This window comes from Ruegeria atlantica, from assembly GCF_013033965.1.
Classification (GTDB): Bacteria; Pseudomonadota; Alphaproteobacteria; order Rhodobacterales; family Rhodobacteraceae; genus Ruegeria; species Ruegeria atlantica_D.
The window spans coordinates 11,798-24,504 of record NZ_WQFE01000012.1 but is presented as its reverse complement, the minus strand read 5'-3'; the positions used below and the strand labels follow the sequence as shown (position 1 = coordinate 24,504).

The following is a 12,707-nucleotide window of genomic DNA, read 5'->3' as shown; positions in this document are numbered from 1 at the left end:
ATTCCGACCGAGAAATCTGTAAAAAATCCTTGTGCCTCAGGGCGGAACCGCTAACGTGCCAGTCCCGCCCATTTCGGCACGCAAGTCAGAGGAATTAAGGGTATGAAGATCAGCATCGAACGCGGCACCCTTCTCAAGGCCGTTTCCCAGGCCCAATCTGTTGTCGAACGTCGCAACACCATTCCCATACTTGCCAATGTTCTGATCGAAGCCGAAGGCGATCAGGCGATGTTCCGGGCGACTGACCTGGATATCGAAGTCGTCGACAAGGCGCCTGCGCAGGTCGAAAAGGCCGGCGCCACAACGGTTGCCGCGACGACGTTGCACGAGATCGTGCGCAAGCTTCCGGACGGAGCGTTGGTGACACTGACCGCCGATAGCGCCGCAGGTCGTCTGACCGTTGAAGCAGGCCGGTCGAATTTCTCGCTGGCGACCTTGCCGAAAGAAGACTTCCCGGTGATGGCTTCCTCAGAGTATCAGTCGAACTTTACGGCCTCGGCAGCCCTGCTGCGCCGTCTGTTCGACAAGTCCAAATTCGCCATCTCGACCGAAGAGACACGCTATTATCTGAACGGGGTCTATATGCACGTGGCCGATGGGTCCGAAGGCGGCAAGGTGCTGCGTTGTGTGGCTACCGATGGTCACCGTCTGGCGCGCATCGACGCGGATCTTCCTGATGGCGCTGCAGACATGCCCGGTGTGATCGTGCCGCGCAAAACCGTGGGTGAGCTGCGCAAGCTGCTGGACGACGATGAGATGGATATCGCCGTGTCGGTAAGCGAAACGAAAGTGCGTTTTGCAACCCCGGATATCACGCTGACCTCTAAGGTGATCGACGGGACATTCCCGGACTACACACGTGTGATTCCGCAGGGCAATACGCGCCAGCTGGAAGTCGATGCCGCCGAATTTGCGCAGGCCGTAGACCGGGTTGCGACTGTATCCTCCGAACGGTCTCGCGCAGTAAAACTGCAGCTGGACGCCGATAAGCTGGTGCTGTCGGTCAACGCTCCGGACAGTGGCGCGGCCGAGGAAGAGCTGGCTGTTGCTTACAATGATGAGCGGCTGGAGATTGGATTCAACGCCAAGTACCTGCTGGAAATTGCTTCTCAGGTAGATCGTGAGAACGCCGTGTTCCTGTTCAATTCAGCGGCTGACCCGACCCTGATGCGCGAAGGCGGTGATCAGAGCGCGGTATACGTCGTCATGCCGATGCGCGTCTGATCGCGTTGCTTCCGGCGGAAGCGAAATAACGGAAGGGAGGGGTCATGGGTTTGGCCCTGACCGAGCTTACGGTCTCGCATTTTCGGTCTCACAAGTTGGCGCGGTTGTCATTGGATGGTCGGCCCGTTGCGATTCATGGACCGAACGGCGCGGGTAAGACCAACATCCTTGAGGCAGTGTCCATGTTTTCCCCCGGCCGCGGCATGCGGCGGGCTAGCGCGGCCGAGATGACCCGACGGCCCGAGGCATTGGGTTGGAAGCTGTCCGGGTTGCTAAAGGCGCAAGGGCAGCAATACGAGATTGAAACCTGGTCCGAAGGTGGTGCTGCGCGGCAGGTTCGCATTGATGGCAAGACTTCCAGCCAGATTGATCTGGGCAAACTGGCGCGGGTTGTCTGGCTGATCCCGTCGATGGACCGGCTTTGGATCGAGGGCGCCGAAGGACGTCGGCGTTTTCTCGACCGGATCGCGCTGAGTTTTGATCCTGCCCATGCCGAAGCATCTTTGGCTTATGAAAAGTCCATGCGTGAACGGAACCGCTTGTTGAAAGAGCAGGTGCGGGACGCGCATTGGTATGCCGCACTTGAAGGGCAGATGGCTGAGACTGGGCACCGCATTCACGCGGCACGGCTGTCTGCACTGAACCATCTGCGGGCGGCGCAGGATCAGGCGGAAACTGCGTTTCCATCGGCGGAGTTGGAGTTGGTGCAAACCGAAGGTGCGATGCCGGAAACTTCGGAGGATTTGCGCGATGCGCTAAATGAAAGCCGATTCCGCGATTTGGCAGCTGGACGCACTTTGGTGGGACCGCATCGGTCGGACGTGTATGGCGTGTTTGCCGCCAAAGGCGTTCCGGCCAAGGATTGTTCGACCGGAGAGCAGAAGGCGCTGTTGGTGTCCTTGATCCTGGCAAACGCGCGTGCTTTGGCGGGAATGGTCGGCGCGCCTCCGATCGTATTGCTGGACGAGGTGGCCGCCCATCTGGATGCGGATAGGCGCGCGGCTCTGTATGATGAGATTTGCGCACTTGGCGCTCAGGCCTGGATGACTGGCACCGGGCCTGAGCTGTTTGCGGAACTGGGCGATCGCGCCCAGACACTGATTGTGACCGAAGGCGACGATGGTTCGGTCGTTAGCTCTTAGGCAGGTTCGCTGACTTTACGTTTCCAAGCCAGGGGATGGAAAACTTCATCCACTGGCGTTTGCGCCATGTGGTTGACGTAGTTGGACATGGTTTTCTGTGCCAGGCCAAGAACGACATCCAGAACCGCGCGGTGCGAATAGCCTGCGTCAAAGAAGGCTTGCAGCTGTGCTTCGGTCGGGTTGCCGCGGGTTTCCATCACTTGCAGGGTGAAGGTGCGCAGCGCTTCGAGCTTGGCGGAGGGCAGCGGGGTTTCATCCCGCAACGCGTTCGAGATGTCGTCCGAGACCTTCATCATCTTGGCAATGCCGGTATGAGCGGGCACGCAATAGTGGCATTCGTTTTCCACGTTAATTGTCTGCCAGACGACGGTTTTCTCGTCATTGTCGAATTCAGTCTGCAGGAACAGTTGGTGCAGAACCTGATAGCCTTCCAGATGCTGAGGGCTTTCGGCCATGACCTTGTGCAGGCCGGGCAGGCGACCGAAAGCGGCCTGGGACTTTTCCAGCAGCGGTTTGGACGCTTCTGGCGCGGTTTCGAGGTCATGAGACGGGAAATTGGCCATGTCGGAACTCCTTTTTTGGCGCGTTCTGGCAGAAATAGTCTTTCTTGAGTGATCACTCAAGTATATATTTGAGCAACCGTTCAAGAATTGGTGAAGATGATGCCGCGTAAACCTGAATATGACCGTGATGCCCTGATCGCGCAGGCCAGGGATATTTTCTGGCGTCAGGGTTGGGCGGGGACATCTTTGAAAGATCTTGAGCGTGAGTTGAAATTGAAGCCCGGCAGTTTCTACGCGGCATTCGGATCTAAGGACGCTTTGTATGCGCTGGCGCTGGAACGCTACGCGCAAGAGGGTGTCATGCGGCTGAAGGCTCTGGCCGACCGGTTGGGACCATTGGAAGCTTTGAAGGCGCAGCCGCGTTTGGTGATCGAGGCCAGCGGAGCGCCCGCGAAAGCCTGCATGTTGGCTAAGACGTATGCTGAATTGCTGGCCAGGGATCACGAACTGGCGGGGCAGGCGGGGGACCTCATGTCCGAGATGAAGGCCTGTTTTGCTGATCTGTTCCGCCAGGCGCAAGAGGCGGGCGATATTGCCCCTGAACATGATCCCAACCGGCTGGCGACACGCTACCAATCTGATCTTCTGGGGCTGCGTTTGTCTGCTGAGCGCAGTGATGTTGACGCTCGTGAAATCGCCGCGGATATAGCGGCTGATATCGACCGGTTGTAGGGATTCGGCAGTCAGCTGCCAAAACTAACGAAATCACACCTGGTCGACACAAAATGTTGGGGCAGCGCGTGACATTCCCCCCCAGAAAACGTATAAGTTACCAAAATAATATAGGTACTAACGGCATGTCCGACGACACACAGGCACCACAGGAATACGGCGCAGATTCCATCAAAGTTCTCAAGGGCTTGGAGGCTGTTCGCAAGCGCCCCGGTATGTATATCGGCGACACTGATGATGGCTCGGGTTTGCACCATATGGTGTACGAGGTTGTGGACAACGGGATTGACGAAGCTTTGGCCGGTCACGCCGATCATGTGACTGTCAAAATTCACGCGGATTCCAGTGTCTCTGTCAGCGACAACGGGCGCGGAATTCCTGTCGATATTCACCCTGAAGAGGGTGTGTCCGCTGCCGAAGTTATCATGACTCAGCTGCATGCCGGTGGTAAGTTCGACAGCAATTCCTACAAAGTGTCTGGCGGTCTGCACGGCGTGGGTGTTTCGGTTGTGAACGCGCTGTCGAACTGGTTAGAGTTGCGGGTCTGGCGCAATGGTAAGGAACACGTCGCAAGGTTCGAAGGCGGTGAGACGGTTGAACATCTGAAAGTGGTTGACGACTGCGGTGATCGGACGGGAACCGAGGTGCGTTTCCTGGCCTCGACCGATACGTTCTCGAACCTGGAATACTCTTTTGAAACGCTGGAAAAGCGCCTGCGCGAGCTTGCCTTCCTGAACTCGGGCGTGCGGATCATCTTGATCGACGAACGCCCTGCGGAACGGTTGGAAACCGAGCTGTTCTATGAGGGCGGCGTCAAGGAATTCGTCAAATACCTCGACCGTTCGAAATCCGCTGCGATGCCTGAACCGATCTATATCAAGGGCGAGCGCGACGAGATCGGTGTCGAAATCGCGATGTGGTGGAATGACAGCTATCACGAGACGGTGCTGCCCTTCACCAACAACATCCCCCAGCGCGATGGCGGCACTCATGTGGCCGGCTTCCGGGGCGCCTTGACCCGGACGATCAACAACTACGCACAATCCAGCGGGATCGCGAAAAAGGAAAAGGTCAACTTCACTGGCGACGACGCGCGCGAAGGTTTGACCTGCGTGCTGTCGGTCAAAGTGCCCGATCCGAAATTCTCCTCCCAGACCAAGGACAAGCTGGTCTCGTCCGAAGTGCGTCCGGCCGTCGAAGGTTTGATGAACGAAAAACTGGCCGAGTGGTTCGAAGAGAACCCTAACGAGGCTAAAGTTATCGTCGGCAAGATCATCGAGGCTGCACTGGCCCGAGAAGCGGCGCGGAAAGCACGTGAACTGACCCGACGCAAGACGGCAATGGATGTGAATTATCTGGCTGGTAAGTTGAAAGACTGTTCCGAGAAAGACCCATCGAAAACCGAAGTCTTCCTCGTCGAGGGTGACTCGGCTGGTGGGTCCGCCCAGACGGGCCGGGATCGACTGACGCAAGCCGTGCTGCCCCTTCGCGGTAAAATCCTGAACGTCGAACGCGCGCGGTTTGATCGGATGCTCTCGTCTCAGGAAATCGGTAACCTTGTGATGGCATTGGGCACGGGTATTGGGCGCGACGAGTTCAACATCGAAAAGCTGCGCTACCACAAGATCGTCATCATGACCGACGCGGATGTCGACGGCGCGCATATCCGGACGCTGCTGCTGACTTTCTTCTATCGGCAAATGCCTGAGTTGATCGAGGGCGGCTATCTGTATATCGCTCAACCTCCGTTGTATAAAGTTTCACGTGGTAAATCAGAGGTTTACCTAAAGGACCAGGCCGCGCTGGATGACTATCTTATCAATCAGGGTGTTGAAGGCGCTGTCTTGAAACTCGGCTCGGGTGAGGAAATCATCGGTCAGGATCTGACACGCGTCGTTGACGAAGCGCGCCAGCTGAAACGTGTGCTGGACGCCTTCCCAACACATTATCCGCGACACATTCTGGAACAGGCTGCGGTGGCTGGAGCTTTTGTTCCGGGCGCGGTCGACGCGGACCTGCAAGGCGTGGCTGATAAGGTCGCAGCCCGTCTGGACCTGATCGCACTGGAATATGAACGCGGCTGGCAGGGTCGGATCACACAGGATCACGGCATTCGTCTCGCTCGTATCTTGCGCGGTGTCGAAGAAGTTCGCACGCTGGACGGTCCGATGCTGCGCTCGGGCGAGGCGCGCAAAACCGGCAGTTTCACCCAAAGCTTGCAAGAGATCTACAACACCCCGGCCACCCTGATCCGTCGCGACCGGTCACAGGTCATCCACGGCCCGCTGGATCTGCTGCGTGCTATTCTGGAAGAGGGCGAAAAGGGCCTGTCGTTGCAACGCTACAAAGGCCTTGGTGAAATGAACCCCGATCAGCTGTGGGAAACCACGCTCGACCCCGATGCGCGGACGCTCTTGCAGGTGCGCGTGGACGACATGGTTGAGGCGGATGATCTGTTCACCAAACTGATGGGCGATGTCGTCGAACCCCGCCGCGAGTTCATCCAGCAAAACGCCCTGAGTGTGGAGAATCTGGATTTCTAGGTTGGTGTAGTACCGCCGATATCTTGCCTATTTGCCTGAACCCACCGCCTCGTGGTTCGGCTAGTGGAAGAAATGTGCACGCGTTTGGGCCGCAATGTCGACAACGCGGTCATCGCCCGTTTGAATGCAGTTTGCGGGACTTCTGCCCGCAAGCTCTGCCTTGGGTGTGGCCATCCACAAAGCCCGTTGCCACGGCGTCATGTCATCAGGCAGTGCTTTCAATACCTTTTCCATCAAAGGATGTGGCGTTCCATCCTCGGCAAACTGAAATGACGGATAGCTGTCGGTGCCTTCATAGGGAACGGAAAACACCTTCCCGGATCTCTTCCAGATATCGCCGATTCGGGTGATCTGCCAGGACCCTTTTTTCCAGCGTGCATACACCGCGCTATCGTCCAACAATGTATAGTTTCGCGCGAACTCATCCTTGCGGAGGTCATTGACGGCGCAATTGTTCGTATCAATCCTGGCCAGGTACATTGGCTTACTCACAACACTTTTTCAAAACACGTGCACCCGATAGTGCCAGAAGCGCGCTGCGGCGGAAGTAAAATTATTCACACAAGGAGATGAGAGTTGCGCTGTCGCAGCAACCAGTAGCAAAAGTCCTTGAAAATAAGCCGGTTTTTTCTTTTCGAGCAGCAGACCAAATCTAAATCATGCCCTTCTGGTGCTTGGACTTTCATGAATCCGGGCGATAATCCTTGCAAGCAGAGGGTATTGATCACAGATCAGCGTCATCACTGCGGGGAACGGGGTGTCGAATGGGATATACGAAAACTGCGATACTGATGGCCGCAATGACAGCTTTGTTCATGGGCTTGGGATACCTGCTGGCCGGTTCTGGGGGCATGCTGTTCGCCCTTGTGATTGCCGCCGGCATGAACGTGTTCACTTGGTGGAACTCGGACAAGATGGTCCTCCGGATGCACAATGCACAACCTGTTCCGGCCGGTGATCAATTGGGTTTGTCCGAGATGGTTAAAGACTTGGCGAAGAATGCCGGCATGCCGGTGCCTGCCGTTTATTTACTGGACACGCCGCAACCCAATGCCTTTGCAACAGGCCGCAATCCCAACAACGCCGCAGTCGCCGTGACCATTGGATTGATGCAGACCCTCTCGCGCGAGGAACTGGCGGGCGTCGTCGCGCACGAGCTTGCACATATCAAGAACCACGACACTGCGATCATGACAGTTACCGCGACATTTGCAGGTGCGATCACGATGCTGGCCAACTTCGCGCTTTTCTTTGGGGGCAGAAGGGACAATGCGGTCGGTTTGATCGGAACGATAGCGCTGATGATCCTCGCGCCCCTGGCGGCTGGTTTGGTGCAGATGGCGATCAGTCGAACACGGGAATACGCAGCCGATCGCCTTGGGGCCGAAATTTGCGGCCAACCCTTGGCGCTGGCCTCGGCACTTGAACGTATTCAGCAGGGTGCAGCCCGCATTGACAATGACGCAGCCGAACGGAATCCGGCGACCGCTCATATGTTTATTATCAACCCTTTGCACGCGCATAGCCGCGACAAGCTATTCTCAACCCACCCGTCAACGGCCAATCGGATCGCAGCGCTGAGAGAGCTAACCCGGAAGTATGGTCAAGCTGAGCCACGTGGTACCAGAAACGATCGGAATACCCCGCCCAGCTCGGGTCCTTGGGGCTGAGGCGCAGCTTCCAAACGCATTGCGACCGATCATGTGCCCGCGCGTAGCCTGGCGGTCAGAACACCCGAAAACCGTCAACCCATAACGGTGTTGTCCGCAGACCAACAAAATGTCTGGGTTCCTGGCATCTGCGTCAGAACACCGAAGTTATTCGTATTGAATTATGATGGCTTCGAAATCCAGATCACTTGTGACCTTGGTGTGGTGACCTTTCCCGACCTTGTCTTCCATGTGCCAAACATCGCCCGGACCGATATCGCGGTAGCTTCCGTCGCTTGCGGTGACACGTATTCTACCCGCAAGGCAAACCAGCTTTTGCACCACCGGAGTTGGATGGATGGGTTCATTCCACCCTGATCGGAGCCGCAGAAACATGGTTTGCTTGACCGGTTCAGGTTCGGATATTTCGATGGCCTGTGCAGGTGGGGCGAAACTCCGTTCCTCGACTCGGACTTCAATTTCGTCCCAAAGACTGTCGCCAGCGGCATCGGAGTAGAGTTTGTAGTACTTCACAGTGAAATTCCTTTCCGCCTTTTTCTGCGGTCAATTCAAAAAAGTGGGTTGCATAGATCGTTTCCTACGACCCTAAAGCTGTGATCCGATTGGCAAGATGCCCAGAAAACCAGAGATGATGTGATCCCATGCTGATCCTGTGGGCTCGGACTCGTACTCCAGTATTTCCCCGCCCGAGCCCCGTGTTTTCCACTTAAGCTGGCCCGCACGTTCCAACGTCACCTGGTAGGTATAGGCGGGCAGGGCCTCGTCCAAAGCGCCCAGCGTTTGAATGGCCAACGCTGGCGAGTCGATCAGAATACCCATTTCGGTATTAATGTTCACGGATCTGGGGTCCCAATTGAAAGAGCCCACAAAGAGGTAACGGTCATCAATGGCAAAAGCCTTGGAATGCAGACCGGACCGGGATTGCGCCCAGTTTACTCCACGGCGCCGCACTTGATAAGCGTCCGGTCGCAATTCATAAAGTTCGACCCCACCACGCAGCAATGCCCGACGTTTCTTAGCGTAATGCGCATAGACCGGCACGACGTCATTTGAACCGAGTGAGTTGGTCACAACCTTGACGTCGACGCCGCGATTTTCTAACTCGGTCATCCACCTAACGCCATTGTTGCGCGGTACGAAATAGGCCGACACGATATTCACCTCGCTGTCGGCATTTTCGAAATATGGTAGTAGCTGCGATGCAAGAATGGGATCTGACGTTTCGACACCTGCGGCTTTTGAAGGAGGATCCGCATATAACCGCGCCGGAACCCAATCCAGCGTCAGCGCGCCGTCTGCAAAACTTTCCTGTGCGGATTTCCTGAGCGCCGAGCCGTACTGCGTCTGCCTTGCTTCATCGACTAACTCATTCAATCTGTTTCGGGCATCTGGCAGGCTGAAGGCTTCGGGTTCCCCAACAACCGCCCGGGCAGGAACGGCAAATTCACTGTTCCAGTAGGCGTCAAAGCTTTGGGAAACCTCGTTCACGACAGGGCCTGCGGCCAGAACGTCCAGATCGGCATAGTTCATATCTTCGCGGGCCAGGAAATACTCGGCCCCTATATTGCGTCCTCCAACTATCGTGAACGAGTTGTCCGCGGTCATGGATTTGTTGTGCATCCGGCGATTGATGCGTTTGAAGTCTGTCAGCCCGGCTATCAGAAGGTTCTGATTCCGCCAAAACGGATTGAACAGGCGAATTTCGATGTTTTCGTGATAGTCCAGCGCGGCTGTCATCGCGTCATAGCTGGACGTGTCCATGTCATCCAAAAGCAGTCGGACGCGCACGCCTCTGTCGGCGGCCTGTAAAAGGCTGGCCGCAAACAGGTGACCGGTGGGATCGTTGTGCAGAAGGTAATATTGCGCGTCGATTGTACGCTCTGCTGCGGCTGCCATCAAAAGCCGCGAGACCAGCGCTTGTTCTCCGTCGCTGATCAGCCTCACGCCGGATCGCCCATCCTTGGGATCGCCAAGCCGGTTGGCTGTTTGCGCAAGGGTGCTGTTCGCACGAGCAGGAAGCGAGGATGAAACCGTTTTGTCAAAGCTGCGGGTTTTGGGGGCGCAAGCGGCAAGAGTCAGCGTACAGCACAGATAGACCACGAAAGCCCATGGTTTCATCGATTTCCTCCCCCCACTATTGTCTCAGGTGACTAGCTTAGAGGGGCGATTGCAAGATTCTTTCCGGATATGCAGGATCGTTTCGCCTGCTTTTGTCTCGATCGCCGACGATAATTCACCTGACAGCGGCACCGGCACTATCCCTGATTTCCTCTGAAAAACTTCAGGTTCGAGGTTTGCGGCTCATCAAACCGTACTTCACGGCCCAGGATCGGAATGAGCGGCGTTTGCGTTTTTCAGGTTTCAGCGCGCGTTTTGATTGTGCGCCACCTTTTCGGTTGAATTCGAACACATCAATAACCCGTTCGGCGCAACCGCAGGCTTCGCCCATGCCTACTTTGGCAAAGTAGAATTTCTCGAAACTGTCCGGGTTTTTCATGGCAAACCTCCCAAGGCGATTGAACCCGTTTCGGCGATAAATGCCAAATCACTTTCCGGGTGTTTGTCGAAAACACCGTTGCAAACGAGTGTTTCCAAAATACAAGCCTTAAGATTTCGTAATTGAGTTATTGTCGTTTTAATTCTTCTTACAACAGGATTGGGTTACGATCCGGATTACACAGTGCGCGCAAAACAGACGCGCTTGGCAGCCGACAAAAAAATCTACAGGCGAACCCGCGATTGAATAGACTTGTTGCGTACACATCGTTTTTGATCTGGAGTTTCGCCCCGTCGACCAATGCGCAAAACCTTGATCCTGACGCTTCTGAAGCCGCCGCTCGTGCTGCGCTTGCAGTGCTGAGTGTCGCAGCCACGCCAAACGAAACATTGTCGTCCCTTTCTTTTCTGAGCGCATCCGGTGACGCGCGAAATCTGCGGTCTACACAGCTGCGTGGCGGGTTCAAACCACTGGATAATGGCCTGTATGTGGAAGGCCAGCTCGCGTATCAGAATTACAACCCGGTGGTGATTTTCCCCGAGATCGGGTCGGACACAGAGTTGGACGTGACATGGTCAAGCATCGCCGCGACCCTTGGCGTCGGGTGGGAGCTTCCGATCACCAATGATTGGTATATCCGACCGGTTGCGCATCTGTCGCTTGGCCATGTCACCACAGATGCGGTGTTTTCCAATTTTCCTTTGTTTCCGTCTCGCTCGAATGGGGCGGGTGTGGTGGACGGCAACCTAAACGCTTTTGGCGTCGGAGCGTCTCTGAGCATCTTTCGTGAGGCGAACTACGGTCGTTGGGAGGCAGAATACAGGTTGCGCCAAACGTTTTTGGAGTTCTATCCGATAAACGAACCTCAGGCGGGGAATGCGCGCGCGAATTCGAACCAGACGACATTGTTCTCGCGCTATCGCTATCCGCTGGAAAAGGTCAAGCTTCTGGGCCGCCCGTCTAAACTGGTTTTGGACGGGGGCGTTGTGCTTTATCACGGCGACAGCGCGACGGTGCTGGATACGAACTGGCTGGCGACGGCCGGTATCGGAATTGAGGTTGATACCACGAAGGTCGGGCTGCCTGCTGTCGATGGCGCGCGCATTATGCTGAACGGCGTCATTGCCGATTCATTTTCCGGTTTTTCCGTTGGGTTCGGAGTGCGGTTCTGAACCGGTTGTCAAAAGAAAGGGCGCAGAATCTCTGCGCCCTTCATACTGCTCTGGGTTTCGTCCGGATTACTTCCAGCCGGCTTCGTTAAAGATCTTTTGCGCCTCGGGCAGGTTTTCGGCGACGTCGGACAGGACGACCTCATCCGCTTTGAAATCACCCAGCGACTGCACAGAATCCGCAAGTGCGACGCCTTCAACGGCGGGGAATTCGTCATTACCGGCCGAGAAATACTGCTGTGCACTGTCGCTTGCCAGATACTCGAGGAAGAGAATGGCGTTCTCTTTGTTCGGTGCATTTGCGGCCACACCCGCACCGGACAGGTTCATATGCGCGCCATAGCTGTCCTGGTTCGGGAAAACCCAACCGATAGCGTCGATATCGGCCGAGACACCTTTGACATCTTTGCGGATGGCGCGGGCAAAGTAATAGGTGTTCGAAACCGCGATATCGCATTCACCGGAGACAATACCCCGCAGCTGATCGGTGTCACCGCCCTGTGGTTCACGGGCCATATTTGCCACGATACCGTCGGCCCAGGCCTTTGCCGCTTCGGGGCCTTCATGAGTGATGATCGACGCCAGAAGGGTTTGGTTATAGGTGTTGCTGGAGGACCGAATGCAGATCTTGCCCTTGTATTCGGGCTTGGCAAGATCGGCATATGTCGCCGGCGGGTTGGCGACGTTTTCCTTGTCGAAGAAAATGATACGGCCGCGCTGCGAGAAGCCGAACCATTCGTTGTCGCTGTCCTGAAGGTTGTTCGGAATGCGCTCTTCCAGTACGGCGCTTTCGATCGGTTGCAGGATGCCCGCATTCTTGGCCCGTGCAAGACGCGAAGTGTCGACGGTTAGAAGGATGTCTGCCGGCGAATTCGCGCCTTCGGCTTCCATCCGCGCGATTAGCTCGTCAGCCTTGCCTTCGATGCGGTTGATGGTGATGCCGGTGGCCTCTTCGAAATCGGTATAGAGGTTTTCGTCGGTGTCGTAGTGACGCGAGGAATAAAGGTTCAGCTCACCCTCGGCGGCGGCAGAGGTGGCAATCAGGGCCGTCAGGGCGGCGGCGACGCAGGTAGAGGATTTGAGCATCTTAACTCCAAACATTGAAATGTGCGGCAGTCGTAATCCGACTGAAATTGTCAATTAAACGATTCTCAGGGGGAAGCAAGTAAATCTGACAAAATTACTTGGGCAAAAAGTCGCTGCCGTCCGCTTTCAGGTTCTTCCCGA

General features: G+C 56.0%; 12 protein-coding genes. 6 read left to right on the top strand and 6 right to left on the bottom strand.

Features of this window, described 5'->3' with window-relative positions; all coding sequences use genetic code 11:
• The first annotated feature begins 102 nt into the window (after positions 1 to 102).
• Together dnaN and recF are read left to right on the top strand one after the other, a co-directional pair.
• Complete coding sequence (gene dnaN, locus GOW16_RS18665) at positions 103 to 1,224, top strand: DNA polymerase III subunit beta (protein ID WP_170418165.1); 1,122 nt, start codon at positions 103 to 105, stop codon at positions 1,222 to 1,224.
• A gap of 44 nt (positions 1,225 to 1,268) precedes the next feature.
• Positions 1,269 to 2,366, top strand: coding sequence for a DNA replication/repair protein RecF (gene recF, locus GOW16_RS18660; RefSeq protein ID WP_170418163.1), 1,098 nt, complete (start codon positions 1,269 to 1,271; stop codon positions 2,364 to 2,366).
• Here recF and GOW16_RS18655 read toward each other — a convergent pair.
• Positions 2,363 to 2,929 (bottom strand): carboxymuconolactone decarboxylase family protein, encoded by a 567-nt coding sequence (locus GOW16_RS18655; protein ID WP_170418160.1) that lies wholly within the window; start codon positions 2,927 to 2,929, stop codon positions 2,363 to 2,365. The genes recF and GOW16_RS18655 overlap by 4 nt on opposite strands.
• Positions 2,930 to 3,028: 99 nt before the next feature.
• Between GOW16_RS18655 and GOW16_RS18650 the strand changes: the two genes are divergently transcribed.
• On the top strand, positions 3,029 to 3,601 hold the full coding sequence (locus GOW16_RS18650; RefSeq protein ID WP_170418157.1) for a TetR/AcrR family transcriptional regulator: 573 nt from the start codon (positions 3,029 to 3,031) through the stop codon (positions 3,599 to 3,601).
• A gap of 125 nt (positions 3,602 to 3,726) precedes the next feature.
• Complete coding sequence (gene gyrB, locus GOW16_RS18645; protein WP_170418154.1) at positions 3,727 to 6,144, top strand: DNA topoisomerase (ATP-hydrolyzing) subunit B; 2,418 nt, start codon at positions 3,727 to 3,729, stop codon at positions 6,142 to 6,144.
• A gap of 60 nt (positions 6,145 to 6,204) precedes the next feature.
• Here gyrB and GOW16_RS18640 read toward each other — a convergent pair whose 3' ends face one another.
• Positions 6,205 to 6,624: a hypothetical protein gene (locus tag GOW16_RS18640; RefSeq protein ID WP_170418151.1), complete on the bottom strand. Its 420-nt coding sequence runs from the start codon at positions 6,622 to 6,624 to the stop codon at positions 6,205 to 6,207.
• A 284-nt stretch (positions 6,625 to 6,908) separates the two neighbouring features.
• Here GOW16_RS18640 and htpX point away from each other — a divergent pair, with 284 nt between their 5' ends.
• The gene (gene htpX / locus GOW16_RS18635) at positions 6,909 to 7,814 is read left to right on the top strand and encodes a zinc metalloprotease HtpX (RefSeq protein WP_170418148.1); all 906 of its coding nucleotides are present in this window, start codon (positions 6,909 to 6,911) and stop codon (positions 7,812 to 7,814) included.
• A 147-nt stretch (positions 7,815 to 7,961) separates the two neighbouring features.
• Here htpX and GOW16_RS18630 read toward each other — a convergent pair whose 3' ends face one another.
• The 3 genes from GOW16_RS18630 to GOW16_RS18620 form a co-directional block, all read right to left on the bottom strand.
• Positions 7,962 to 8,327 (bottom strand): cupin, encoded by a 366-nt coding sequence (locus GOW16_RS18630; RefSeq protein WP_170418145.1) that lies wholly within the window; start codon positions 8,325 to 8,327, stop codon positions 7,962 to 7,964.
• Between the two features lie 72 nt (positions 8,328 to 8,399).
• The gene (locus GOW16_RS18625) at positions 8,400 to 9,932 is read right to left on the bottom strand and encodes a phospholipase D family protein (protein ID WP_170418142.1); all 1,533 of its coding nucleotides are present in this window, start codon (positions 9,930 to 9,932) and stop codon (positions 8,400 to 8,402) included.
• 163 nt (positions 9,933 to 10,095) lie between these two features.
• Complete coding sequence (locus tag GOW16_RS18620; RefSeq protein ID WP_170418139.1) at positions 10,096 to 10,311, bottom strand: hypothetical protein; 216 nt, start codon at positions 10,309 to 10,311, stop codon at positions 10,096 to 10,098.
• A gap of 242 nt (positions 10,312 to 10,553) precedes the next feature.
• On the opposite strand from GOW16_RS18620, the gene GOW16_RS18615 reads away from it, so the two are divergent.
• Positions 10,554 to 11,483 carry an autotransporter domain-containing protein gene (locus GOW16_RS18615; RefSeq protein ID WP_170418136.1) on the top strand — a complete coding sequence of 310 codons (930 nt, stop codon included), beginning with the start codon at positions 10,554 to 10,556 and terminating at the stop codon, positions 11,481 to 11,483.
• A 66-nt stretch (positions 11,484 to 11,549) separates the two neighbouring features.
• Here GOW16_RS18615 and GOW16_RS18610 read toward each other — a convergent pair whose 3' ends face one another.
• On the bottom strand, positions 11,550 to 12,566 hold the full coding sequence (locus tag GOW16_RS18610) for a Fe(3+) ABC transporter substrate-binding protein (protein ID WP_170418120.1): 1,017 nt from the start codon (positions 12,564 to 12,566) through the stop codon (positions 11,550 to 11,552).
• Positions 12,567 to 12,707: the final 141 nt, after the last annotated feature.